This is a genomic window from Aeromonas sp. CA23, assembly GCF_002587065.1.
GTDB lineage: Bacteria > Pseudomonadota > Gammaproteobacteria > Enterobacterales > Aeromonadaceae > Aeromonas > Aeromonas bestiarum.
In genome coordinates, this window is record NZ_CP023818.1 from 2,160,025 (window position 1) to 2,185,271 (window position 25,247).

The window sequence follows — 25,247 nt, forward strand, 5'->3', positions numbered from 1 at the left end:
AAGAACCGGGCATTGCGTATGGATTCCGGCGCACCGGCCTCGAAAAGGAGTTCATGATGAGCCGCTACCCAACGCTTCTGACCCCTCTCGATCTCGGCTTTACTCAGCTTAAGAACCGGGTATTGATGGGCTCCATGCACACAGGCCTCGAAGAGGAGAAGGGGGGCTTCGACAAGCTGGCCGCCTTCTATGCCGAACGGGCCCGTGGCGGCGTCGGCCTCATCGTCACCGGCGGCATAGCCCCCAATCTGCGTGGGCGGCTGGTGCCCCACGGTTCTCAGCTGAGCTTCCCCTGGCAGGTCGCCAGGCACAAGAAGGTGACCCAGGCCGTGCATCAGGAGGGAGGCAAGATAGCGCTGCAGATCCTCCATGCCGGCCGTTACGCCTACCATCCGTTCAGCCTGGCGCCGAGCGCCCTCAAGGCGCCCATCTCCCCGTTCAAGCCGCGTGCCATGAGCGAGCGGCAGATCCGCGGCACCATTCGCGACTTTGCCTCCACCGCGCAACTGGCCAGGGCGGCCGGTTACGACGGGGTCGAGGTGATGGGGTCGGAAGGCTATCTCATCAACCAGTTCATCTGCGAGCGCACCAACAAGCGCACCGATGGCTGGGGCGGCAGCAATGAGAACCGGATGCGCTTCCCGGTGGAGATAGTGCGGGCCATTCGCGAGCGGGTGGGCACGGATTTCATCATCATCTTCCGCCTCTCCATGCTGGATCTGGTGGAGCAGGGCTCCACCCTGGAAGAGGTGATTACGCTGGGCAAGGCGCTGGAGCAGGTCGGCGTGACCCTGATCAACACCGGCATTGGCTGGCACGAGGCGCGTATTCCCACCATAGCCACCAGCGTACCGCGCGGCGCCTTCAGCTGGGTGACGGCCGAGCTCAAGAAACATCTGAGCGTGCCGCTTATCACCACCAACCGGATCAATACCCCCGAGGTGGCCGAGCGCATATTGGCCCAGGGGGAGGCGGACATGGTCTCCATGGCGCGTCCCTTCCTGGCCGACCCTGAATTTGTCATCAAGGCCGCCGAGAACCGGGCGGACGAGATCAACACCTGCATCGCCTGCAACCAGGCCTGCCTGGATCACGTGTTCAAGCAGAAGCGCGCCTCCTGCCTGGTCAATCCCCGCGCCTGTTTCGAGACCGAACTCACCTTCGGCCGTGTGCCCCAGCCCAAGAAGCTGGCGGTGGTGGGGGCGGGCCCGGCCGGGCTGGCGTTCGCCTGCTACGCCGCCGAGCGCGGCCATCAGGTGAGTCTGTTCGATCAGGCGAGCGAGATCGGTGGCCAGTTCAACTTCGCCAAGCAGATCCCGGGCAAGGAGGAGTTTCACGAAACCCTGCGCTACTTCGCCAAACGGCTGGAGAAGTGCGGCGTTGAGCTCTACCTCGGTCAGCGCCAGAGCGCCGAGAGCCTGCTCGGCGGCGGCTTTGACGAGGTGATCCTCGCCACCGGCATACGCCCGCGCACCCCGAACATACCTGGCATAGAACATCCCAAGGTGCTCAATTACATAGACGTGCTGCGGGATCACAAGCCGGTGGGCGACAAGGTGGCGGTGATCGGTGCCGGTGGCATCGGCTTCGACGTGGCCGAATATCTGGTAGAGGGCAAGGGGGATCGCAGCCGCGATCACTGGCTCAAGGAGTGGGGCATAGACAAGCAGTTTGGCGAACGTGGTGGCCTGATGGCCCCCGAGATCGACGCCCCCGAGCGCCAGATCTGGCTGCTGCAGCGAAAAGAAAGCAAGGTGGGGGACGGCCTGGGCAAGACCACCGGCTGGATCCACAGAACCGTGCTGAAGAACCGCAAGGTGCAGATGCTCTCCGGCGTCCAGTACCTGCGCATCGACGACGAGGGCCTGCACATCCAGGTGGGCGAAATCCGGCAGTGCCTGCCGGTGGATCAGGTGATCATCTGCGCCGGGCAGGAGCCGCTCAAGGAGCTGCAAGCCGGCTTGCAGGCGGCGGGCAAGCCGGTACACATCATAGGTGGCGCCGACGTGGCCGCCGAGCTGGATGCCAAGCGCGCCATCCGTCAGGGGGCCGAGCTGGCGGCCGTCATCTAGTTCGCCATGGCATTGCGATAAACCCCTGAGGCTCAGGGGTTTTCTTCATTCTGCGCTGTGCTAAGGTAGCGCCATCACAGCCCCTGACAAGGATTTGCCCATGGATGCCCTCACTCTGTTGCTCAACCGCCACTCCTGTGGCCGCCTGACCACACCCGCCCCCAGCGGTGAGGTGCTCGACAATATCCTCAAGGCAGGGCTGCGCGCGCCGGATCACGGCACCCTGACGCCCTGGCAGTTCATCCTGTTTGAAGGGGAGGGGCGGGAGCGGCTGGGGGCCCTGCTGGCCGAGGCCGCCCGTGCCCGTGGCGAAGATGAGGAGAGCATCAAGAAGTGCCAGGAGGCGCCGCTGCGCGCTCCCTTGCTGGTGGCCGTCGCCACCCGCTATCAGGCCCACCCCAAGGTACCGAAACTGGAGCAGGAACTCTCCGCCGGTTGCGCCCTGATGGCGATGCAGATGGCGGCTCAGGCCCAGGGCTTCAACGGCATCTGGCGCTCCGGCTGGTTCATCTTCGATGAGCGGGTCAACGCCGGGCTGGGGCTGGCACCGGAGGATCAACTGGTGGGTTTCCTCTACCTCGGCACCCCCATGCTGGAGGCGCGCAAGTTGCGCGAACTGCCGCAGGATGAGTTTGTCCGTCGCTTCTAAGTCGTATCAATTTTAGCCAAAGCCCTGACTTGTCAGGGCTTTTTTGATCCAGCCAGATCACGAGCCCCCCCCCCCCCCCCCCCCCCCCCCCCCCTAGGCTGTACTGATAAATAAATGCTTGCCAAGAGGGGGATGGGGCTTGGCAGGGAATTTTTTAAATAGTGAGAGGCTGTTCTCAATCCTGGTTGATTACGCTATGTAAAACGTTTGCGCCTCGTTAATATCCCTGTGCCAGTTTAGAAGGTGACCCCTTCTAATTTTCTGCGATGAGAGTCGCAATTCCGTAGCACCTTTTTACAGCCCAACGTCGTTATGACATTGGGCTTCATTTTTATCTGCACTTTTCAGGTACAGCTCCCATCTCCTCGGCAAGCAACCCTTTTTACAGACCAGCGTGGTCGTTATGACGTGGGGCTTCATTTTTATCTGCGTTTTTTCAGGCACAGACCCCATCAGCTCTAGCAAGCAGCCCCTTTTTACAGACCAGCGTGGTCGTTATGACATTGGGCTTTATTTTTATGGGCAGCTTTGCTGCTGGGTGATGTTTGCCTTGGCAGGCAGGATCCGGGCCGGGTTGCCCACCACCCGGGTACCGGCCGGCACGTCTTTGGTGACCACGGCGCCCGCGCCGACGATGGCTTCCCGCCCTATGGTGACACCGGGCAGCAGTATGGCGCCGCCGCCGATCCAGACCTTGTCTTCTATGGTCACCGGCAGCGCCGTCTCCACCCCCTGGATGCGCTCATCGGCTGCCAGCGCGTGGGCGGCTGTATAGATCTGCACGTTCGGCCCTATCATGACGTTGGCGCCGATGCGGATCGGTGCGTTGTCCAGCATGGTGGCTCCCATGTTGATATAGGAATCCTTCCCCAGGCTGATATGGCGGCCATAGGTGCAGTAGAGGGGCGGGCAGATAAAGGCGTTCTCCGCCAGCTCGCCGACTATCTCCTGCAGCAGCGCCAGCTGTTCCTCCTCCTCGTCGCTGCGATTGAAACGGCGGTACAAGCGCGCCGTCTCCCGGCGCAGGACATCCAGCTCCGGCGCCATGCAGTTATAGGGCTGGCTGCTGATCATCTTCTGATATTCGGTCATGGGGCATCCTGATCTCTGATTGGCATGAGGCGAGTTGGGCAGCAGGCTGCCGCACAAGCGTACGGACAGAGGCATATGTTACTGCTTTGTCAGCAGAATAAGCGTGAGCCTCAGCCCAGAGCCGGTATCACCAGGTTTTGTGGCCTGCCATCGGCAAAGGCCAGCACATTTTCAAATGCCTTGCGAAAGTAGAGCTCATAGCTGTTTTGCTCCACATAACCCAGATGCGGTGTGGCCAGCACGTTGGGCAGACGCAGCAGGGGCTCGCTGCCGAGCGTGGCTGGCTCGACATCGAGCACATCCAGCGCAGCTTGCCTGGTCGGATTGGCGCTGAGCTCGGCATAAAGGGCTCCCGGCTCGATGAGCTCGGCCCGGCTGATATTGACCAGCAGAGAGTCTGCTTTCATTCGAGCCAGATCGGCACGGGTGACGCAGGCTCGAGTGATCTCGTTGAGCCGCAGATGGAGGGACAAGATATCGGCCCGCCGGAAAAATGCGTCCTTGTCGGCAGCGGCTTCCAATCCATCCTGCTCTGCCCGCTGACGGGATGAGTCACTGCCCCATATCAGTACCGACATGCCAAATACCTTGCCGTAACGAGCGATGCGCTGGCCTATCTTGCCATAGCCCCAGATGCCGAGTGTCAGACCGTGCAGGGTGCGACCCAGACCGAGCTGTCCAGACTGCTGCCACTGCCCCTTGGTCAGGGCTTCGCAGTAAGCCGGAATATGGCGCGAGGCCGCCATGATGAGGGCCCAGCAGAGCTCGGCAGGCGCAATGGGGCTGCCGACCCCTTCAGCGATGGCAACACAGTATCGTTGGCACAGTACCGGGTCTATATGCTGGCTGATCTTGCCGGTCTGGCTGATGAGCTTGAGTGAGGGAAGCCCCATCAGCAGTTGTTCGTCGATACGAGTACGCTCGCGGATCAGTACCAGAGCTTCAATTCCTTCCAGCTTGGCAGCAAGACGTGAGGCATCTGGCTCACTCTGGTTGAGTACCATGACATCATGTCCCGCCAGCATGGCAAAGCAGGGTAGATGACGAACCTGATCCTGGTAGTCATCCAGAATGGCAATGCGCATAAAGGGTCTCCGTTCCCATCATTTCTGGTCTGATGGCCATCCTACCGGAATAGAATCGGAATGTGTTCTCGAATGGATATTTTTCATGACAGGCTGGCACTATGGGCGAGCCAACGAGTCTCGTATTAGCTGGTCGGGTTTCATGGGGACTGAAACAAGCAGGGCCCCCGTATGGGAGCCCTGCTTGTATGGGAGGTGGTGAAATCCGGCTGTTATCAGCCGTGTTATCAGCCGTGTTATCAGCCGTGCTTGCGGCCGGAGAGGCGGCACCACTCCTCTTTCACTGCGGTCGGGTCCATGTCGAACCACTGGCCGTAGATGGTTTCCAGCTCAGGGGCCTGGCTCTCCAGCACGCCGGAGAGGGCCATCAGGCTGCCCGCTTTGCCGTGGCCGGCGATGAGGGGGGCGAGTTCGCGCAGCGGACCGGCCAGGATGTTGGCCACCACCACGTCCGCCTCCACTCCTTGCGGCTGATCCGCCGGCAGATAGAGCTCGATCTGGCCGGCGACACCGTTGCGCTCGGCGTTGTCATGGCTGGCCTGAATGGCCTGCGGGTCTATGTCGATGCCGATGACGCGGGCGGCGCCCAGTTTCAGGGCGGCGATGCCGAGGATGCCGGAGCCGCAGCCGAAATCGACCACGGTTTTACCGGCCAGATCCAGCCCGTCCAGCCACTGCAGGCAGAGCGCAGTGGTGGGGTGGGTGCCGGTACCGAAGGCCAGACCCGGATCCAGCATGACGTTGACCGCATCCGGATTGGGCACGTCGCGCCAGCTCGGGCAGATCCAGAGCCGCTCGCCAAACTGCATGGGGTGGAAGTGATCCATCCACTCGCGCACCCAGTCCTTGTCTTCCAGCTGCTCTACCTTGTAGCCCACGTCTTCCCCGAAGATCTGCTGGAAGAAAGCGATGGTGGGGGCCGGATCGGTTTCGGCATCGAACAAGCCCATCACTTCGGTCTCGCCCCAGAGCGGGGTTTCACCGGGCAGCGGCTCGTACACGGGTACATCCTGGGCATCCATAAAGGTCACGGCCTGGGCTCCACGCCCCAGCAGCATGTTGCTCACCTTGTCTGCTGTCTTGGCAGTGGCGTTGATTCGAATTTGTATCCAGGGCATGGCGTCGACTCTTCATAAATGTGAAACCGCGAGATTCTATCATCATGGGCCTGTGCTGTCGTGGTTTGCCCATGTCGGCATGGCGCAGGAAGAGAACTCTGCCGAGTTGGCACGGTTAATGTATTCCTCATTGGGTGACGGGAAGCAACCTGTTCCCGCTGAATGCTTTGCTCTAGGAAAGTTCCGTCATCTTTTTCAGCCACCTTAGGGTGGCTTTTTTTTTTGCCTGCTGGCGGTTAGCAGGCTTGCGTGGCTTGCTGTGTAGGGATGAGCGTGAAGAAAGGGTGTAGATCCGGGGGATTGGCACACAAGATGCAATGATGGAGATGTCCTGCATAAGGATATGTGTGTGATTGTTACCCCAACGTTCAGGTATTTAGGGCCATCCCGGCGGGATGGCCCCTTTTTTATCGTTTTTTGGAGTGATGCTGCGTGGTGACTGTCTGGTGCCTGCTGTGAACTGTGCACTGATGGGGCCTGTCACTGGTGAATTCACCCCATGATGGTGCAGTTTTTACCTATAAGGGATTAGTTGCCGAATCGACTCATGTCGATCACCAGCTTGCCGACCATGCGACCCGCTTCCACCTCGGCATGAGCCCGGGCCAGGGTGACCGGGGTCAGCTCGGCCAGGGTGCGGGTGAGCGTGGTCTTGAGCACCCCTTGATCGAGGAGGGTGGCGACCCGGCCCAGCAGCTTGTGTTGCTCGATCATGTCCGGGGTCTGGAACAGGGAGCGGGTGAACATGAATTCCTGGCTGAAGGTGACGCTCTTGCTCTTGAGCAGGCCCAGATCCCAGGGCTCGCTGGATTCGGCGATGGTACAGATGTGGCCGAACGGGCGAATGAGGCTGGCCATGGCATCCCAGTGCTGCTCGGTGGCATTGGTGCAGAAGATGGCATCGAGCTGGGTGACGCCAAGGGCGGTGAGCTCTGCCTGCAGCTGGTGATGGCTCACCACCTGATGGGCCCCCATTGCCAGACACCATTCACGGCTTTCTGGCCGGGAGGCGGTGGCGATCACCTCCATGTTGGTGAGCTGGCGGGCCAGCTGGATGGCGATGGAGCCGACGCCACCCGCGCCGCCTATGATGAGCAGCTTGCCCGTGCTCTCGCGGTGAAGGCCGATGCGCTCGAACAGCGCCTCCCAGGCGGTGATGGCGGTGAGCGGCAGGGCGGCGGCTTCCGGGTCTGTCAGGCTGGTGGGGGCGAGGGCGGCGATGCGCTCATCCACCAGCTGCAGGGCGCTGTTGCTGCCGGGGCGGCTGATGTCGCCGGCATACCAGACTCTGTCGCCCGCCTTGAACAGGCTCACCTCGTGGCCGACGGCGATCACCTCGCCGACCGCATCCCAGCCCAGCACGCGGGGCGTGCTCTCAACCTTGGCCTTGGGGGAGCGGACTTTGGTATCCACCGGGTTGACCGAGGTTGCCGTCACTTTCACCAGCAGATCCCGCGGGCCCGGGGTCGGGTCGGGCAGATTGGCCTCGATGAAGCAGTGGGGGTGGTCGCTGGGCAGATAATGAGTCAGGGCGATGGCTTTCATGGCAGTTCCTTTCAAATCGGATGGATTGGGATTGCCAGCCACTCTAGTCTGATTGATTATCCTGATTAAGATGGGTAATTGGTAAAGACTGTTTGAATATATGAACAATGTCGAACTGGAGTTGATGGGGCTGTTCGCTACCGTGGTGGAGCAGGGCAGTTTTACCGGTGCCGCCGAGGCGCTCGGCATGCCCAAGTCCTCGGTGAGCCAGAAGATCTCGCGGCTCGAAGCCCAGCTCGGAGTGCGACTGCTGCAGCGCACCACCCGCCGACTGAGCCTGACCCCGCAGGGAGAGATCTACGTGGAGCAGTGCCGGGCGCTGCTGGCGCTGGCCCGCAGTGCCAACCTGGCGATGGCGCTGCTGCGCACCGCCCCCGCAGGCCGGGTAAGGATCACGGCGCCCGAGGCGACCGGCACCCTGCTGCTTGGCCGGATCCTGGCCGAGTTTCGCGCCCTCTATCCCGAGGTGGTGCTGGAGCTGACCCTGAGTGACGAGCAGCTGGATCTGGTGGGGGAGGGTTACGATCTGGCGCTGCGGGCGGCGCCGCTGAAAGATTCCAGCCTCATCTGCCGGCGCATCGGTCAGGTGCCGCGCCATCTGGTGGCGGCTCCCGGTTATCTGGCGACCCATGGCGCGCCGCAGCAGCTGTCTGAGCTGGGGCTCCACCCTTGTCTGGTGCACTCGGCATTGCCGGTGTGGCCACTGCAGGAGGGGGGCTGGCGGCCGCAGGGGGCCTGTATCAGCAACAGTTTGCTGGCGTTGCGGGAGCTGGCGTTGCACGAGGGGGGCATTGCCCTGCTGCCACACCACGTTTGCCAGCAGGATCTGGCGACGGGGCGGCTACACAAGGTGTTGCCGGATCACCCCATACCGCCCAATCCCTTCTACCTCATCTACCCGAGCCGGGAACATCTGGCGCCCACCTTGCGCTCGCTGATGGACTTCGTCGCCGAGCGGCTGCCGTTTGCCTGAGGCTACCAGTTGCTCTGGCTGGCGGACTCCTGGTTGGGCTTGAGGCCGAGCGGCACCGACTGGCGCTCCGCCAGCATGCGGATCTGCCCCTCGATCAGGCTGGCATTGGGGCCCAGCACCAGCACCAGCTGATGGTCGTTGAGCTGGATCCAGGAGAGGCAACCCAGCCCCAGCAGACGGGACTGATCCACCAGCGCTATGTCGCGCACCCGCAGGCTGAGGCGGGTCAGGCAGACGCTCATGGCCTGCAGGTTGTCCATCCCGCCCAGCACCTTGAGATACTGGATCGCCAGCATCTGGGGATCCGAGGGGGCGACGCTCGCCAGCCGTGGATGCTCTTTGGCGATGGGCTTGCTCGGCAGGCTGAGGGGGGCGCGCTCCAGCAGTTGATAGAACAGCAGGGTATAGGCGACGAAGAAGAGGATGCCGACCGGAATGAGCCAGAAGCTGTGCTCGCCGGACTGATAGCTCAGTACCAGATCCAGCAGGCCGGCAGAGAAGTAACTGCCCACCTGGATGCCAAGGGCGCTGCAGATGGCGAGCGACAGCCCGGTCAGCAGGGCGTGGGCCAGAAACAGCCAGGGGGCGGTGAAGGCGAACAGGAACTCTATGGGTTCGGTGATCCCCACCAGCGCAGAGGTGAGCGCGAGGGTGAGCAGCAGGCCCCCCTGCGGCAGGCGCTGCATGCGCTGGCGGTGCAGCCAGATGGCAAAACAGGCGCCGGGCAGGCCGAACATTATGATGGGGTAGAGCCCGGCCACATAGCCTTCGTGCAGCGGCTGGGCGCTGGCCAGCGCCAGCAGGTTGCTCTCGCCCAGCCCCATCAGGCTGCCCAATACCTGATGCAGGCCGAGAGGGATCAGCAAGCGGTTCAGCACGCCATAGCAGAAGGCCCCCAGCGGAGTGGTGAGCAGCTCTGAGGCCAGCAGCGTGATGCCCTGTTCCAGCAACGGCCAGAACAGGGAGAGGGGGAACGCCAGCAACAGGCAGCTGAGCGCAGAGGCGAACAGGCAGAGGAAGTCCCCATTCACTCTCTGCAACCAGCCAGACAGTGTGTGCCGTTTCACCCAGGGGTAGACGATGGCCGTGGTCATGCCCGCCAGCAGGCCGCAGATCATGTCCGCATGCAGGCCGGGGGCCAGGGTGCCCAGTGCCGAACTCAGCAGCAGGAAGTTGACCGCCCCGGCCAGCGCCTGGGTGCCCTCTCCCTGCCGGCTCAGGCCGAAGGCGATGGCCACCGCGTAGATGAGCGGCATCTGGCTGAACAGGGCGCGCCCCGTGAGGGAGAGCACCGCCAGATCCAGCACATCCGGCTGACCGAGCCGATAGAGCAGGGCCGCCAGCGGCAGTATGGAGACCGGCAACAACAGGGCATAACCGAGTCGTTGCAGGGCATGAGTCAGGATCTGTCTGGCGTTCTGTACTGGCATAAGGGCGCGGCGTTTTGTGACTTGGCGCACAGTTTACCCGCAAAACACCCATTTGGGGATAGTTTTGGAACCCTTTATTAATCTATTTGTTATTGCTGTTCAAACAATCGCCGCACGCTCTGGCCGGGTGGCGGTGTCAGCAGGCTGACCACCACGAAGGCAGCCAGTCCCAGCCCCAGGCTCGGCACTATGGCGTGCAGTCCGGCCAGCTTGATCCCCCACTGACTCAGCACGCCATAGCAGACGATGCCGGACACCATGCAGGCCAGGGCGCCGGGGCCGTTGGCCCGCGACCAGTAGAGGCCGAGTACCAGCGGCCACAGGAACACGGCCTGCAGGCCGCCGAAGGCGAGCAGGTTGAGCCAGATGATCATCTCGGGGGGCTGCAGCGCCGCCAGCAGCACTAGCGTGCCCAGGATCAGGGTGCAGAGCAGGGAGAGGCGGGGAATGCGCACCTCCAGCTTCTCCTGCTTCGGACTGAGGTAGTTGAGGTAGAGATCCTTCACCAGGGTCGCGGAGGCCTGGATCAGCTGGGAGTCGATGGTAGACATGATGGCCGCCATGGGCGCCGCCAGGAAGACCCCGGCCAGCCAGGGGGGCAGCACCTCCATCATCAGCGAGGGCATGATCTTGTCCGGGCTGTCCATGCCGGGCAGGATGGCGCGACCGAGCGCCCCGGCCAGGTGCATGCCGAACATCAGCAGGGCGCTGACCACGGTACCGATGAGAATGCCGCGGTGCAGCGCCTTGCTGTCGCGGTAGCCAAAGCAGCGCAGGGCCGAGTGGGGCAGCCCCACCACACCGACGCAGACCAGGATCCAGAAGCTCAGCATGAAGGGCTGGGTCAGCATGTCGCCGGCCCCCTGCGGGCTCACCAGCTTGGGATCGATAACCTTGAGCTGGTGGATGAGATTGGGCAGACCGTCGCCTGCCACCAGGATCCCCGCCAGCAGGGCGCCGGTGCCGATCAGCATGATGATGCCCTGCAGGGCATCCGTCATCACCACGGCGCGAAAGCCGCCGATCACGGTATAGAGCAGCACGCAGCTGGCAAACAGCATCAAACCCTGCTGGTAGGAGAGGCCGGTGGCCGTCTCCAGCAGGCGGGCGCCGCCGATGAACTGCACCACCATGGTCGCGATAAAGGCGAGGATGATGGTGACCGAGCCCAGCACCACCACCGCCTTGCTCTGGTAGCGGGCCCACAGCATGTCGTTGATGGTCACCGCATTGACCCGGCGGGCTATGATGGCGAACTTCTTGCCGAGCACCCCCAGGGTGAGCCAGACGGTGGGCAGCTGGATCATCGCCAGCAGCACCCAGCCAAGGCCGATTTTGTAGGCCGCACCGGGCCCGCCGATGAAGGAGGAGGCCGAGGTGTAGGTGGCCACCAGCGTCATGGCCAGCACCAGACCGCCCATGCTGCGGTTGCCGATGAAGTACTCCTGCACGAAGTCACCGCCGGCGCGGTGGCGGCTGGCCCAGAAGCCGACTCCCAGCACCAGCACCAGATAGATGATGAGCGGCAGCATCAGCTCAAGATTCATGGGTGGACTCCTTGGCATGGGGATGAGGCGTATCGAGGGGAATATCCACAAACAGGCGATCCACCATCAGGCCGCACAGCACTATGAACAGCAGCGGCATCACCATGCAGCTGAGCAGGAACCAGAGCGGCATGTCCCAGTATTCGATCTCTTCGGGGATGAAATAGGCAGTGCCATACCAGGCAAGGAAGTAGAGCAGGGTCAGCAGCAGGCAGAGGGCTGCTTCCCGGCGAGCGAGCGCGAAACGATTCACCTTGGCCTCCGACAATTTTGAGGGGCGCAAGGATAACAAAAAAGGGCCATGTCGCCATGGCCCTTTTTCAACAGAGGCTCCTTGCGGAGCTGACTTCTATCGGAAGTCATTGTTCTGCCTTAGATCCTTACAGACCCAACGTCTTGTGCAGGTAGTGGGCATTGGAACTGCCACCGTGCAATGTCATCGGGTCTCTATCAGAGATCCTTACAGACCCAGCTTCTTGTGCAGGTAGTGGATATTGGTACCACCGTGCTGGAAGTTTTCGTCCTTCATGATCTCTTTTTGCAGGGAGACGTTGGTCTTGATCCCTTCCACCACCAGCTCATCCAGCGCCTGACGCATGCGGGCGATGGCGACGTCACGGTTCTCGCCGTAACAGATCAGCTTGCCGATCATGGAGTCGTAGTAAGGCGGCACCTTGTAACCGGCGTAGATGTGGGAATCCCAACGTACGCCCAGACCACCCGGCGCGTGGAAGCGCTGGATCAGGCCCGGAGACGGCATGAAGGTGGCCGGGTCTTCGGCGTTGATCCGGCATTCGATGGCATGGCCACGGATGCGGATGTCCTGCTGGGTGATCGACAGGGGCTGACCGGCGGCGATGCGCAGCTGCTCCTTGATCAGATCCACGCTGGTGACCATCTCGGTGACCGGATGTTCAACCTGGATACGGGTGTTCATCTCGATGAAATAGAACTCGCCGTTTTCGTACAGGAACTCGAAGGTCCCCGCACCGCGGTAGCCGATCTCGATACAGGCGCGCACGCAGCGCTCGCCGATGAACTTGCGCATCTCTTCGGTGATGCCGGGTGCCGGCGCCTCTTCGACTACTTTCTGGTGGCGACGCTGCATGGAGCAGTCACGCTCGCCCAGATAGAGGGCGTTGCCCTGGCCGTCTGCCAATATCTGAATTTCGATATGGCGCGGGTTTTCCAGGTACTTCTCCATGTAGACCATGTCGTTCTTGAAGAACTGGCCTGCTTCGGATTTGGTCAGCGCGATGGCGGCAGCCAGCTCGGCTTCACTGCGCACCACGCGCATGCCGCGACCACCACCGCCACCGGCGGCCTTGATGATCACCGGATAACCGATGCGCTTGGCGATGGCGGCGTTGTGCTTGGCATCGCTGTCGACGGGGCCGTCGGAGCCGGGTACGCAAGGTACGCCAGCCTTCTTCATCGCCTCGATGGCGGAGACCTTGTCACCCATCAGGCGAATGGTCTCGGCGCGCGGGCCGATGAAGATGAAGCCGGATTTCTCGACCACTTCGGCGAAATCGGCGTTCTCGGAGAGGAAGCCGTAACCCGGGTGGATGGCAACGGCACCCGTCACCTCGGCGGCGGCTATGATGGCCGGCACATTGAGGTAGGATTCACCGCTGGCAGGCTTGCCGATGCAGATGGTTTCGTCGGCCAGGAGCACATGTTTGAGCTCCCGATCGGCGGTGGAGTGAACGGCCACTGTCTTGATCCCGAGCTCTTTGCAGGCGCGCAGGATCCGCAGGGCAATTTCACCGCGGTTGGCGATGACTACTTTGTCCAACATGGGTGGCAATTTCCCTTATTCGATGATGAACAGCGGCTCGTCAAATTCGACGGCCTGACCATTTTCAACCAGGATCGCTTTGATCACGCCGGCCTTGTCAGACTCGATTTGGTTCATCATTTTCATGGCTTCGACGATGCACAGGGTATCGCCGACATTGACGTGCTGGCCCACTTCCGCGAACGGTTTGGCTTCCGGGCTGGAGGAGCGATAGAAGGAACCCACCATGGGGGAGCGCATCAGATGGCCACTCGGCGCGGCCGCCTCTGCGGTCGGTGCTGCGGCGCTGGCTGCCGGTGCGGCGGCAGGGGCCATGGCTGGCTGCATCATCATCTGCGGCATGGCGGTGGTCACCTGACCGGAGAAGTTGCGGCTGATGCGAACGGACTCTTCACCCTCGGAGATCTCCAGTTCGGCGATGCCGGACTCTTCAACCAGTTCAATCAGCTTCTTGATTTTGCGGATATCCATTAGCATTCTCTTTCTTCTTTATCTGATCAGTGATTATCAAGCCGCGCGCAACTGATGCACGGCCGCGGTTAAAGCGAATTGGTAGCCATCGGCACCCAGCCCGCAGATCACCCCCCTGGCGACATCAGACAGATAGGAGTGATGACGGAAGGGTTCCCTGGCATGGACGTTTGACAGGTGAACCTCGATAAAGGGGATGGCCACACCCAGCAGCGCATCGCGAATGGCGACGCTGGTGTGGGTGAAGGCGGCCGGATTGATGATGATAAAATCCACCTGGCCCATGGCCTGGTGAATGCGGCTGACCAACTCATGTTCGGCGTTGGATTGCAGGTGTTCCAGTGTGGCGCCGAGTTCGCTGGCGTTGTGCATCAGATCGGCAACGATCTCGTCGAGCGTCTTGCTGCCGTAGATGCCCGGTTCCCGTTTGCCCAGCAGGTTCAGGTTCGGCCCGTTGAGCAGGAGAATTCGGTGATGTTGCGACATATTGAGTACATCCTCGATGATAATGCTGCTATCTATCAGCTATCTTGTGGACTACCAGAAATCTAGCCATTTTCTGCGCAATTCGGTGTGCACTGGTACACAGATTTCGCAATTATATTGATTTCGTGAAAATTAGCAGCATTTTACTGGTCTAATCTCTACATCTGTCTGTTTTTTGAGCTTGTCGGTTCGCTGTTCAATTGCTCAGTAGCAGAGACGACAAAGCCGGCACTGGGCCGGCTTTGGAGGTGGATAAGGGGCGGGATCAGGCCGCTTCGGACTTCTCGCGAATGAGCTTGTCGACTACGCCCGGATCCGCCAGGGTGGAGATATCCCCCAGACTGTCGGTCTCGCCGGTGGCAATCTTGCGCAATATACGGCGCATGATCTTGCCGGAACGGGTCTTGGGCAGCCCCTCGGCCCAGTGGATCACATCCGGGGTGGCGATGGCACCAATCTCCTTGCGAACCCACTCCTTCACCTCTTTATGCAGCTCGCGGCTCGGCTCTTCCCCGGCGATCAGGGTGACATAGGCGTAGATGCCCTGGCCCTTGATCTCGTGGGGCACCCCCACCACGGCCGCTTCGGCAACCTTGGGATGGGAGACCAGCGCAGATTCAATTTCGGCTGTGCCCATGCGGTGGCCCGAGACGTTCAGTACATCATCCACCCGCCCGGTGATCCAGTAGTAACCATCCTCGTCGCGACGGGCGCCGTCGCCGGTGAAGTAGCGGCCCGGGAAGGTGGAGAAGTAGGTCTGCTCGAAGCGCTCGTGATCGCCGAACACGGTGCGCATCTGACCCGGCCAGGAGTCGGTGATCACCAGGTTGCCCTCGGTGGCCCCCTCCAGCGGCTCGCCCATGTTGTCCACCAGCGCCGGCTGCACGCCGAAGAAGGGACGGGTGGCCGAGCCTGGCTTGAGATCGGTGACGCCGGGCAGCGGGCTGATGAGGATGCCGCCGGTCTCGGTCTGCCACCAGGTATCGACTATGGGGCAGCGCTCCTCGCCTATGGTGCGGTAGTACCACTCCCAGGCTTCCGGGTTGATGGGCTCACCCACGGAACCCATGATGCGCAGGCTCGAGCGCGAGGTGCCCTCGACCGCATCACGGCCCTTGGCCATCAGGGCGCGGATCGCGGTCGGCGCCGTGTAGAGGATGCTGACCTGGTGCTTGTCCACCACCTGGCTCATGCGGTTGGTGGCCGGGTAGTTGGGCACCCCTTCGAACATGATGGTGGTGGCGCCGTTGGCGAGCGGCCCGTAGACCAGATAGGAGTGACCCGTGACCCAGCCCACGTCGGCGGTACACCAGTAGATGTCCTCCTCGTGGTAGTCGAAGATGTACTTGAAGGTGAGGGTGGCATAGACCAGATAGCCACCCGTGGTGTGCAGCACGCCCTTGGGCTTGCCGGTGGAACCCGAGGTGTAGAGGACGAACAGGGGATCCTCGGCACCCATGGCCTCGGGCGGGCAGTCGGCACTGACGGTCGTGATGGCTTCGTGCCACCAGATATCCCTGTGGCCGTGCCAGGCGACCTTGCCGCCGGTGCGCTTGAGCACTATCACCTTGCTGACCTGGGTATCCGGGTTGGTGAGCGCTTCATCCACGTTCTTCTTGAGCGGGACAGGGCGGCCGCCGCGGAGCCCCTCGTCGGCCGTGATGACGATGGAGGAGCCGGAGTCTATGATGCGACCGGCCAGGGCCTCCGGTGAGAAGCCGCCGAAGACTATGCTGTGCACGGCGCCGATGCGGGTACAGGCCAGCATGGCGATGGCCGCCTCCGGCACCATGGGCATGTAGAGGCAGACCACGTCACCCCGATGCACACCTTGTGCTTTCAATACGTTGGCAAACTTGCACACCTCGGCGTGCAGCTCGCGGTAGGTCAGCTTGCGATCCTCGGCCGGGTTGTCCCCTTCCCAGATGATGGCGACCTTGTCACCGCGCTGTGCCAGATGGCGATCCAGGCAGTTGGCCGAGACGTTGAGCAGACCATCTTCATACCACTTGATGGAGACGTGGCCCGGGTCGTATGAGGTGTTCTTGACCTTGGTATAGGGCTTGATCCAGTCGAGGATTTTTCCCTGCTCGCCCCAGAAGGCATCCGGATCCTGCACCGAGGCCTGGTACATGGCCTCATAGCCTGCCTTGTTCAACAGGGCGCCCTTGCTGATGTGGGCCTTGACCGGGTAGACCTTGCTCTCGCTCATCTGTCACTCCTTTGAATACATTCCCGTAATGATTAGATAACAACTTATACCTTTGGCGAGGGAGGGCAATTAGACTTTTGGATAGATGGAAACATCCGCTTACAGCGCCATGAGTGACAATTCATCCGTGATTGAGTAAAAACATCGGTTTTATCGATGGAGATAGCCATGCTGTCCTTGCTTCTTTGCACCTCCCTCTGGCAGTTCGATGCCCCCCCGCTTGCCGATGACGCCGCACTGGCGGCTCCCCAGCCTAAAGAGTTTGCCGTGACCCGCGAACAGACGGGCTCGCCGGCGGTGCGGGAGCGTGTCGCCGAGCAGATGGGGAGTGCATTTCTGGCCCGCAAACCGCCGGTGTCCGTCACCCTCGAAGAGAAAAAGTCGCCCTATCCACAGAATTCGCTGCTGGCAGACTCACCCCAGGGGCAGAGTGAGGGATGGGGTGCCCGATTGATGTTCAGCGAGTGAGTTGTTCATCTGCCATCGAGCGGTTGCTGCCACGCCCGTTTCAACACCAGACTCCCTTCTGGGGAGCCAGCTGCGCCGCCAGATGGGGTTCGGTCAAGGGGTGGCTGAACAGATAGCCCTGTCCCTCCTGGCAGTGCAGGGATTGCAAAAACTGGCGCTGAGCCTGGGTTTCTATCCCCTCGGCGGTGACCGCCATGTTCAGGCTGTCGGCCAGGTTGATGATGGTGCGGCACAGCTCCCGGCTGTGCTTGTCATCCGGCAGGGCCTGCACGAAGGTGCGGTCTATCTTGATGCGATCGATGGGCAGGCTTTTCAGCAGGCTCAGGGATGAGAAGCCGGTCCCGAAGTCGTCGATGGCGATCTGCACTCCCAGCGCCTTCAGGCGGGTGAACAGCAAAAGGCTCTGATCGACCCGCTGTATGATGCTCTCGGTGACCTCTATCTCCAGCCGCTCAGGCGGGAAACCTGTCTCCGCCAGAATGGCGGCGACCCGCTCCACATAGCCAAGGGATCGCATCTCCCGCACCGAGACATTGACCGAGAGCCGTGGCACCGACAGCCCGGCCGCCAGCCACGTCTGCCCTTGCTGACAGGCGGTGCGCATCACCCACTCCCCAATCTGCTCTATCAGACCGCACTCCTCGGCCACCGGGATGAAGCGGGCGGGGGCTATCATGCCCTCGTCGGGATGCTGCCAGCGCAGCAGGGCCTCCAGCCCGCTCAGGCGGTTGCTGGTCAGATCCGTCATGGGCTGGTACAGGATGCAGAGCTGATGCTGCTCTATGGCCTTGATCAGCCCCTGCTCCATGCTCATGCGCTCACGGATCTGCTCGGCCATGCCGGGGGTGTAGAACAGATAGCCGTTGCGGCCCTGACTCTTGGCCTCGTACATGGCGTTGTCGGCGGCGCTGACCAGGGCATCCGGGTTCTGGGCGTGTTCCGGGTAGAGGGCTATGCCTATGCTGGCGGAGACGGCAACCTGCTCGTGCGCCAGCTCGACCGGCTCGCGCAGGCGGGCCAGCAGCTGTTCGGCGAGCAGCTCCAGCTCTTGTGGCTGCTCGAAATAGGGGATCAGCACCAGGAATTCATCCCCACCGAGCCGGGTGGCCACATCGTTGTGACGCAGGCAGAGGCGGATGCGTTCGGCCAGCAGCTTGAGCAGCTGATCCCCCGCCCTGTGGCCCAGGTTGTCATTGATCAGCTTGAAGCCGTCCAGGTCGATGAACAGCAGGGCGAGCCGCTGCCGGTTGAGCTGGGCTGTCTTGAGCTCCAGTTCGAGCCGCTCCTGCAGCAGGTTGCGGTTGCCGAGCTCGGTCAGGGGATCGTGATAGGCGAGGTGATTGAGCTGTGCCTCGGCCTTGCGGATGGCGCTGATGTCGGAGAAGGCGATCACGTAGTGGGTGGTGTTGTGGCGACTGTCGTAGACGGCGCTGACGTGCTGCCAGGAGGTGAAGTAGCCGCCATCCTTGCGCAGGCACATCATCTCCCCGTGCCAGGCATGGCTGCCGGGCAGCAGGGTATGCCAGGGGTAGTCGATGTCGGTATGGCGGCGCGGATGCATGATGGATTCCGGTGACTTGCCCACTATCTCGTCCGCTTCATATTGGGTCATGTTGCAGAAGGCCGGATTGACCGAGATGATCTGGCGCTGGCCATCCATGATGATGATGCCCTCGGCCGTGGTTTCGAATACCACATTGGCCTGGCGCAGCCGGTCCTCCTGAATGCAGCGATCGGTCGCATCGTGGAGTACCCCCATGATGCGACGCCCCAGACTGTCGGTGGCCGCCACGTGATCGGCGTGGAGATCGACCCAGCCCCGCACCTGATCGGGCCCCAGGTAGCTCAGGGTCAGATGAAGGGGGGCTGTGCCCTTGAGTGCCGATCTGAGCTGCTCCCCCGATACCGGGTCGAAGCGCTTGATGAACTGATCCATTCCCCCCTGAAACTGATTGGCTTGCGTGCCGAGCAGGCGCTCGACCTGGCCATCAAATTGCAGCCGATCCTCTGCCACGTGCCACTCCCAGACCCCGACCCGGCCGGCGCTCATGGCCAGTTGCAGCCGTTGCTGCGCCTCGATCTGTTCGGTCACATCCCGCACTATGGTCAGGATGCCGTCAGGCGTGCCCTGCTCATCCCGCATGGGGCTGTAAATGGCCTGCCAGTGTCGTTGCTGGCCCTGATGCGCCGCCGTCTGGCCGCTCAGGCTCAGCTCCACCTGGGGGACGCCGCTGCTGATGATCTGCTGGAACAGGGGTTCCAGCACAGGCGCCAGCGTCGGCACTATCTCACGCAGGTATTTGCCGTAGTGATCCTCCCGGGAGAGGCCGTTGATATCGGCGAGGGTCTGATTGACGCTGCGGCAGCGAAATTGGCGGTCGAACACGCCTATGCCAAACGGCGCCAGCTCGAACAGTTGCTGCAGCTCGTTTGGATTCAGCTGACCCGGTATCGGCGGATCAGGCATGGATTCGGATGTCTCTTCACGCATGACGGCTCCTGAATTGACTTTATTGTCATTTAAGGTGTTGTCAGTATGGCATGAAGCGCTTTGGAGGGAAGAGAGGGGGCTGCATTTGCCCCCTATCTGGTGCCTGACTCGTTCAGGGGTTGGCTTGTCAAAGGGGGGCGCTACCAGCTGAAGCGATAGCTCAGGGTCAGGTACGCCACAGGCTGCCAGTCGTGCTCCTTGATCAGCCACTGCTTGGCCCCGAGCTCGGTGCCAAGTCGCCACTGCTGCCAGGCCCAGCTGCGCTCCAGCGTGAGCCCCCAGTCCCGCCAACCCGCATCGGCATCATAGGCTGCCATGTGCGCCTGACTGCCCCGGGTCAGCCAGAGGTTGAGGGAGAGGGCTGCCGGCAGCGGCAGGCTGTGCTCCATATACCAGATTTGGCCATAGCGGCCGGTGACATCATAGAGCTGGCCCAGGGTCAGCTGATGATCCTCGTCCAGCTGCCAGCCGAGGCGCCAGAGCGCGCTGAAGCGAGTGCGATCGACCACCTGCATGGGAGCGACGCCGACCGCAAAGAAGCTCTTTTTATATAGCGGCAAGGCCAGCCCGGCGCTCTGGCCATCGGCGAAGAGCAGGCCGACCTGGGTTTCCCGCTCGTAGGCGAGCCAGAACTGCATGCTGGCGTCGGCGCTGACCCCCGCCTGATTGCTGCCAAGCTGCCACTGGCCGCCCACTTGCCACTGGTTGTCCGGCTCCTTGGCTGACAGGGGCAACGCCAGGGCAAGGGCCAGCAGCAGCCAGCGATGACTACTTGCCATAGAGCCGCACCCAGTCTCTGTCCTGATGCATGCCCATCAGATGGCAGATGATGCCGGAGCGCTGGAAGGCGTAGATGAGCAGCACGCTGGTGGCGCTGAGTGCCATGATGAGGCCGAAGCTGTTGGGCAATATGGTGCCCTGGCGCGCAGTCCACCACAGCAGCAAGGGGCCCCACAGGTGCACGAAGATGCTCTTGTGGAAGATGAAGACGGTCAGCGAATACATGCCAATCCAGTTGAGCGGGCGCCAGCACAGGCGGATGTTGCGCTGATGCAGCCAGAGCACGACCCCGATCACCAGAAACTCCATGCCCCAGATCCCGGCGCGGCCCGTCATGTCCATCGCCAGCTCATGCTCGTTGGCGTAGATGTCGTTGAGTTCGACCGAACTGCTCTCGCCAAACACCAGGTAAACGGCGAGGGCTATGAGGGAGAGGGTGAGCACCAGGCCGTTGAGGCGATCCCGCCATTGGGGACGCTGATGCCAGCACCAGCCATACAGGAAGCCGAAGCAGCCGCTGGCCATGAAGAGATCGAGGCGGGCATCCAGCTCATAGTCGGGGTGCACATGCAGCTTCATCCAGCCGTCGATGTGGCCGAGCAGGGTCTGCACGCCGAGTTGATCCAGCAGCAGGCTGAGCAGGGTCAGCAGCAGCATGCCGCGAATGCCGAACCAGGCGTAGACCAGCGAGAAGAGCGCCAGCAGGCACATCCACAGCATGACCGGATAGAAAGAGATGGCCTCGCCGAAGTTGGGGGCTATGACCAGTCCTTCGACATAGAGCACCAGAATGATGCTGGCAAACAGCACCAGCTTGCCGCCCAGCTGCGGTCTGAAGCTGGCCTGATCGCGACGGCTCAGGTTGAAGGCCGCCAGGGCCAGGTAGATCTGGCTCACCCAGGGAATGAGCCAGGCCGAGACCTGGGCCGTGGTGTGATCCATGGGCAGCAGATGGCCGGCCATGGCCTTGTGCGACAGATAGAAGCTGTCCCACAGGGCCTGTTCCCGGGTGAAGAAGTCGATGTACCAGTAGTTGAGGTAGCCGGTGTAGTGTTCGAAGACGGCCATGAAGATGACGAGCCCTCGCAACAGGTCGAGACCCGTGATGCGTGCGTCCTGTGGAGGCATGGGGTTGCTCCTGTATCGGTGGGAAAAGGAGCGGCACTATAACGGTTGCAACAAAACTGAATGGGAGCTGAATGTAAGCGGATGTTACCAGCTGTGGTTGCATCAGCCCCGCGATAACGGGGGATCTGCGGATCCGGCTGTCATGATTTGTAATACTTTTGGTGCTTTTTCAGCCCTTTTGGCGGCCGAATGCCTGAATGCCGCGCACCAGCACCAGCAGGCCGAGCACCTGAAAGGGCAGGGAGAGGGCAAGTAACAAGAGCCAGTGGGCCTCGCTGCCGCTGGCATTGATAAAACCTATCCAGGCGACCAGCAGGGTGAGCATGCCGGCTATCTGAAAGCGGCGGCGCAGCACCACCTCCACCCCCAGGTTGGCGAGGTAGAGGGTCAGCAATATGCCGCCAAAGCCGGTGAGCTGTGCCGTACCATACAAGTCTCTGTCCGGATGGAACAGCAGGCTGAAGAGCGGCGTCAGACCCTGATCCTGCGGGATCAGGGTCAGCAGCCAGCAGGCGATCAGCAACAGGGCGGTTTTCATCGACTCAGTCGGCGGAAGGGGCCGGTTTGACCAGGCTGAGGTAGTTGGCATCCATGGTGAGGAATACCCCCAGCAGGCGGGCGCTGGCGCCATAGAAGCCGAATGGATCGGCGGCGCGGCAGGCGGCCTCGAAATGGGGGAACCAGACCAGCAGATGAGTGTGCAGCAACTCTTCCTGCTCGCCGAGCCACAGCTCACGCTGATCGGTACTGGTGGCTTCGGCGGCGCGTATGATGAGATTGCCCATCAGATCCAGCTCGACTCCCAGATGATCGACCGGCTGCGGGTACTTGGCGCTGACGTCGATGGCGAGCCGTGCCAGCCGTTGCTGCATGCGCACCAGAGATGTGGCCGTCAGATGGGCAGATTCATAAGGCTGAACGGCCGGGTCGGCCAGAAACAGCGCCTTGAAATCGGCCGCCAGGGCCCGGGCCCGATCCGGGCGTACCAGCAGACGGGCGATGGCCTCGTTGAGCTCGGCGACGGCCGGGCGCATGGGATCCAGCGTGGAGAGGCTCTTCAGGAAGCTTCGCACATCGTAGCTGTCGTATTCGGCGATCTGTTCATCGCTGAGCTGGGCGCTAAACAGGGTGGCAAACCACCAGTACAGTTCGGCCCGACGTTCGCTAGTGGCCAGAAATTCCTGCATTTTTCCTCCGTGGATGGCAAGCGGGAAACAGAGTGAGCCCGATTCTAACGGCTTTGGCAGAAAAGTTAACCCATAGGTGACAATTCACCGAACAGGCCAGCAAAAACGCCGCCGGAGGCGACGTTTTCAGGGCATGTCGGCGACGACGTCAGGGGGTGGGGCGGGTCTCGAACTGCGGCAGTGCATCACAGATCTCGTGCCAGGGGGCCTTGGATCCGACGAAGATGTGGAAGCCGGGTCGCTGGGTCGGCGCCTCGTTGAGGATGCCGAGGCGCAGGTTCAGCTTGCCGCTGCTGCGCTTCTCGCTGAACAGGCAGGAGCCGCAGTGGCGGCAGAAGGCGAGGCGGGTCTCGGGGGATTTCTGAAAGCGGCTGATGGCCTCTTCACCACGGGTGACAGTGACCTTGTCACCGTCCAGTCCGCCGACCGGGGCGTAATCGGCACCGGAGAACTTGCGGCACTCGGAGCAGTGGCAGTTGCCCAGGTAGTCGAACCGGTCGGGCAGGCTCAGGGCCACGGCGCCACACAGGCAGCTGGCGGTCAATTGTTTCATCTTGCGGTTCCTTGGCTGATGATGATTCAGCGCTCTTCGCGGTAGAGCGCCTGCTTGCAACGGGTGCAGATATGCTGGCGCCGGAAGTCGGTCTGATGCAGCAGGCCGACATCCAGTTGCTCATGATGGCCGCAATGGATGCAGAAGATGATATCGCCATCGACGGCCTCCGGATGGGCGGCCAGATACTGCTCCCGGGTGGGCAAGGCCTCCCACTGGTGGGCAAAGGGGCTCTTGCGACTGCCGGTATAGTAGACCCAATAGAAAACAGAGAATACCGATATGATCAGAAAAAGCATCAGGTTATCCATCATGGCGTACTCCCGTGTAGCACTGGTGCAGAGAAGGAAGAGAGAGGCGGAGGTGGGTCGGGAACATGGCGTTGCAATGGGGCGGCCGGCGGCGGCTGGGCGGCTCAGTCAGGCGGTCGTCGCCACCCACCCAGGGTTGGCTGGTGTGCTGGCGGAGGGTGAGCGCCAGGGGAAGGTGCAGATCCAGATCCATCGGGAGCAGGGTGAGGGCCTTGCTCGGCATTTTTAGCCTCCATCTTGGCTGGGCAACCACTGTGCCCCGCAAAGATGTTATCTGTTAGTAAACGCTATATCCATGATCCGGCTCTGGTTTTTGCTGTTTGTTGGCTGTGCTTGCGGCGGCTTGCTGCGCTGTGGAGGAGTGAACAGCAGGGAAGGATGCATGGGAAAGAGGGCCTTGACCGGCACCCTCTCGGGAGACTGGACAACTAACGCTGGCTTGGATATTTGCGACACATTTTACATTTTTTAAACATTTTTTTGGGTGGTTGGACTGTCTCTTTGATCTCGCTCACGTTACAATGCCGCTGCCCACTTCACCTAACGCGCAAACGATTTTCAGGAGAGAAACGGATGTTGAAACGTGACATGACCATCGCAGGCTATGATCCCCAGCTGTGGCAGGCCATCACAGACGAGACCCGTCGTCAGGAAGAGCATATCGAGCTGATCGCGTCTGAGAACTACACCAGCCCCCGCGTCATGGAAGCCCAGGGCTCCCAGCTGACCAACAAGTACGCCGAAGGCTATCCGGCCAAGCGCTACTACGGTGGTTGCGAGTACGTCGACGTGGTCGAAACCCTGGCCATCGAGCGCGCCAAGGAACTGTTTGGTGCCACCTATGCCAACGTGCAGCCGCACTCCGGCTCCCAGGCCAACAGCGCCGTCTACATGGCCCTGCTGCAGCCGGGCGATACCGTGCTGGGCATGAACCTGGCCCACGGTGGTCACCTGACCCACGGCTCCCCGGTCAACTTCTCCGGCAAGCTGTACAACATCATTCCTTACGGTATCGATGAGTCCGGCAAGATCGACTATGACGAGATGGAACGTCTGGCGGTCGAGCACAAGCCGAAGATGATGATAGGTGGCTTCTCCGCCTACTCAGGTGTGGTTGACTGGGCGCGCATGCGCGAAATCGCCAACAAGATCGGTGCCTGGCTGTTCGTCGACATGGCGCACGTGGCCGGTCTGATTGCCGCTGGCGTCTACCCGAACCCGGTGCCCCACGCCCACGTGGTTACCTCCACCACCCACAAGACCCTGGCCGGTCCCCGTGGTGGCCTGATCCTCTCCGCCGCCGACGACGAAGAGCTCTACAAGAAGCTGAACTCCGCCGTCTTCCCGGGCGGCCAGGGCGGCCCGCTGATGCACGTCATCGCCGGTAAAGCCGTGGCGTTCAAGGAAGCGCTTGAGCCCGAGTTCAAGACCTATCAGGCTCAGGTAGTGAAAAACGCCAAGGCCATGGCGGCCACCTTCATCGAGCGCGGTTACAAGATCGTCTCCGGCGGTACCGACAACCATCTGATGCTGGTTGACCTGATCGGCCGCGAGCTGACCGGTAAAGAAGCCGATGCCGCCCTTGGCAAGGCCAACGTCACGGTCAACAAAAACTCGGTGCCGAACGACCCGCGCTCCCCGTTCGTCACCTCGGGTGTGCGGATCGGTACTCCGGCCATCACCCGCCGTGGTTTCAAGGAAGCCGAGTCCATCCAGCTGACCAACTGGATCTGCGACGTGCTGGACAACCATGACAACGATGCCGTGCTGGCCACAGTGCGCGAGCAGGTACTGGATATCTGCCGTCGTTTCCCGGTTTATGCCTGATACGCCAGAGACTCTGGTATA

The 25,247-nt window shown here is 61.7% G+C and carries 24 protein-coding genes; 5 read left to right on the forward strand and 19 right to left on the reverse strand.

Annotated elements, in window-relative coordinates:
* Positions 1 to 56 precede the first annotated feature (56 nt).
* Positions 57 to 2,072, forward strand: coding sequence for an NADPH-dependent 2,4-dienoyl-CoA reductase (locus tag CK910_RS10255; RefSeq protein ID WP_098982729.1), 2,016 nt, complete (start codon positions 57 to 59; stop codon positions 2,070 to 2,072).
* 100 nt (positions 2,073 to 2,172) lie between these two features.
* Positions 2,173 to 2,721 (forward strand): NAD(P)H nitroreductase, encoded by a 549-nt coding sequence (locus CK910_RS10260; protein ID WP_098982732.1) that lies wholly within the window; start codon positions 2,173 to 2,175, stop codon positions 2,719 to 2,721.
* 516 nt (positions 2,722 to 3,237) lie between these two features.
* Here CK910_RS10260 and CK910_RS10265 read toward each other — a convergent pair.
* The 4 genes from CK910_RS10265 to CK910_RS10280 all read right to left on the reverse strand — a co-directional run bounded on the left by CK910_RS10265 (position 3,238) and on the right by CK910_RS10280 (position 7,561).
* Complete coding sequence (locus tag CK910_RS10265) at positions 3,238 to 3,813, reverse strand: sugar O-acetyltransferase (protein ID WP_098982734.1); 576 nt, start codon at positions 3,811 to 3,813, stop codon at positions 3,238 to 3,240.
* A 110-nt stretch (positions 3,814 to 3,923) separates the two neighbouring features.
* Complete coding sequence (locus CK910_RS10270; protein ID WP_098982737.1) at positions 3,924 to 4,898, reverse strand: D-2-hydroxyacid dehydrogenase family protein; 975 nt, start codon at positions 4,896 to 4,898, stop codon at positions 3,924 to 3,926.
* Between the two features lie 239 nt (positions 4,899 to 5,137).
* On the reverse strand, positions 5,138 to 6,016 hold the full coding sequence (gene prmA / locus CK910_RS10275) for a 50S ribosomal protein L11 methyltransferase (protein ID WP_098982739.1): 879 nt from the start codon (positions 6,014 to 6,016) through the stop codon (positions 5,138 to 5,140).
* 528 nt (positions 6,017 to 6,544) lie between these two features.
* The gene (locus tag CK910_RS10280; RefSeq protein ID WP_098982744.1) at positions 6,545 to 7,561 is read right to left on the reverse strand and encodes a zinc-binding alcohol dehydrogenase family protein; all 1,017 of its coding nucleotides are present in this window, start codon (positions 7,559 to 7,561) and stop codon (positions 6,545 to 6,547) included.
* Positions 7,562 to 7,661: 100 nt separating this feature from the next.
* On the opposite strand from CK910_RS10280, the gene CK910_RS10285 reads away from it, so the two are divergent.
* Positions 7,662 to 8,534 carry a LysR family transcriptional regulator gene (locus CK910_RS10285; protein WP_172955289.1) on the forward strand — a complete coding sequence of 291 codons (873 nt, stop codon included), beginning with the start codon at positions 7,662 to 7,664 and terminating at the stop codon, positions 8,532 to 8,534.
* A gap of 2 nt (positions 8,535 to 8,536) precedes the next feature.
* On the opposite strand, the gene CK910_RS10290 is transcribed toward CK910_RS10285, so the two are convergent.
* The 7 genes from CK910_RS10290 to acs form a co-directional block, all read right to left on the reverse strand.
* A complete protein-coding gene (locus CK910_RS10290; protein ID WP_098982746.1) occupies positions 8,537 to 9,964 on the reverse strand; it encodes a PTS transporter subunit EIIC in 1,428 nt (475 codons plus the stop codon).
* Positions 9,965 to 10,053: 89 nt separating this feature from the next.
* Positions 10,054 to 11,511: a sodium/pantothenate symporter gene (panF, locus tag CK910_RS10295; RefSeq protein WP_098982749.1), complete on the reverse strand. Its 1,458-nt coding sequence runs from the start codon at positions 11,509 to 11,511 to the stop codon at positions 10,054 to 10,056.
* Positions 11,501 to 11,764: a YhdT family protein gene (locus tag CK910_RS10300; RefSeq protein WP_098985057.1), complete on the reverse strand. Its 264-nt coding sequence runs from the start codon at positions 11,762 to 11,764 to the stop codon at positions 11,501 to 11,503. Before CK910_RS10300 ends, panF begins: the two co-directional genes overlap by 11 nt.
* Positions 11,765 to 11,971: 207 nt before the next feature.
* Entirely contained in the window at positions 11,972 to 13,312 is a 1,341-nt protein-coding gene (accC, locus tag CK910_RS10305; RefSeq protein ID WP_042866664.1) for an acetyl-CoA carboxylase biotin carboxylase subunit, read from the reverse strand.
* Positions 13,313 to 13,327: 15 nt separating this feature from the next.
* Complete coding sequence (gene accB, locus CK910_RS10310) at positions 13,328 to 13,783, reverse strand: acetyl-CoA carboxylase biotin carboxyl carrier protein (RefSeq protein WP_043140125.1); 456 nt, start codon at positions 13,781 to 13,783, stop codon at positions 13,328 to 13,330.
* A gap of 36 nt (positions 13,784 to 13,819) precedes the next feature.
* The gene (gene aroQ, locus CK910_RS10315; protein WP_043140128.1) at positions 13,820 to 14,269 is read right to left on the reverse strand and encodes a type II 3-dehydroquinate dehydratase; all 450 of its coding nucleotides are present in this window, start codon (positions 14,267 to 14,269) and stop codon (positions 13,820 to 13,822) included.
* Positions 14,270 to 14,534: 265 nt separating this feature from the next.
* On the reverse strand, positions 14,535 to 16,481 hold the full coding sequence (gene acs, locus CK910_RS10320) for an acetate--CoA ligase (RefSeq protein ID WP_098982751.1): 1,947 nt from the start codon (positions 16,479 to 16,481) through the stop codon (positions 14,535 to 14,537).
* A 168-nt stretch (positions 16,482 to 16,649) separates the two neighbouring features.
* Here acs and CK910_RS10325 point away from each other — a divergent pair, with 168 nt between their 5' ends.
* Positions 16,650 to 16,949 (forward strand): hypothetical protein, encoded by a 300-nt coding sequence (locus tag CK910_RS10325; protein WP_098982754.1) that lies wholly within the window; start codon positions 16,650 to 16,652, stop codon positions 16,947 to 16,949.
* 40 nt (positions 16,950 to 16,989) lie between these two features.
* Here CK910_RS10325 and CK910_RS10330 read toward each other — a convergent pair whose 3' ends face one another.
* The 8 genes from CK910_RS10330 to CK910_RS23700 form a co-directional block, all read right to left on the reverse strand.
* On the reverse strand, positions 16,990 to 19,440 hold the full coding sequence (locus CK910_RS10330; protein WP_098982756.1) for a sensor domain-containing protein: 2,451 nt from the start codon (positions 19,438 to 19,440) through the stop codon (positions 16,990 to 16,992).
* 140 nt (positions 19,441 to 19,580) lie between these two features.
* On the reverse strand, positions 19,581 to 20,219 hold the full coding sequence (locus tag CK910_RS10335) for a hypothetical protein (RefSeq protein ID WP_098982759.1): 639 nt from the start codon (positions 20,217 to 20,219) through the stop codon (positions 19,581 to 19,583).
* A complete protein-coding gene (locus CK910_RS10340; protein ID WP_043555023.1) occupies positions 20,209 to 21,348 on the reverse strand; it encodes a hypothetical protein in 1,140 nt (379 codons plus the stop codon). Before CK910_RS10340 ends, CK910_RS10335 begins: the two co-directional genes overlap by 11 nt.
* A 169-nt stretch (positions 21,349 to 21,517) precedes the next feature.
* A complete protein-coding gene (locus tag CK910_RS10345) occupies positions 21,518 to 21,886 on the reverse strand; it encodes a hypothetical protein (RefSeq protein ID WP_098982762.1) in 369 nt (122 codons plus the stop codon).
* Between the two features lie 4 nt (positions 21,887 to 21,890).
* Positions 21,891 to 22,535, reverse strand: coding sequence for a molecular chaperone TorD (gene torD / locus CK910_RS10350; protein ID WP_098982765.1), 645 nt, complete (start codon positions 22,533 to 22,535; stop codon positions 21,891 to 21,893).
* A 148-nt stretch (positions 22,536 to 22,683) separates the two neighbouring features.
* A complete protein-coding gene (locus CK910_RS10355) occupies positions 22,684 to 23,088 on the reverse strand; it encodes a GFA family protein (RefSeq protein WP_098982768.1) in 405 nt (134 codons plus the stop codon).
* Between the two features lie 26 nt (positions 23,089 to 23,114).
* Positions 23,115 to 23,402: a hypothetical protein gene (locus CK910_RS10360; RefSeq protein WP_098982770.1), complete on the reverse strand. Its 288-nt coding sequence runs from the start codon at positions 23,400 to 23,402 to the stop codon at positions 23,115 to 23,117.
* Positions 23,392 to 23,622, reverse strand: coding sequence for a hypothetical protein (locus CK910_RS23700; protein ID WP_157774609.1), 231 nt, complete (start codon positions 23,620 to 23,622; stop codon positions 23,392 to 23,394). The genes CK910_RS10360 and CK910_RS23700 overlap by 11 nt, the downstream gene beginning before the upstream one ends.
* A gap of 350 nt (positions 23,623 to 23,972) precedes the next feature.
* On the opposite strand from CK910_RS23700, the gene glyA reads away from it, so the two are divergent.
* Positions 23,973 to 25,226 carry a serine hydroxymethyltransferase gene (gene glyA, locus CK910_RS10370; RefSeq protein ID WP_098982776.1) on the forward strand — a complete coding sequence of 418 codons (1,254 nt, stop codon included), beginning with the start codon at positions 23,973 to 23,975 and terminating at the stop codon, positions 25,224 to 25,226.
* Positions 25,227 to 25,247: the final 21 nt, after the last annotated feature.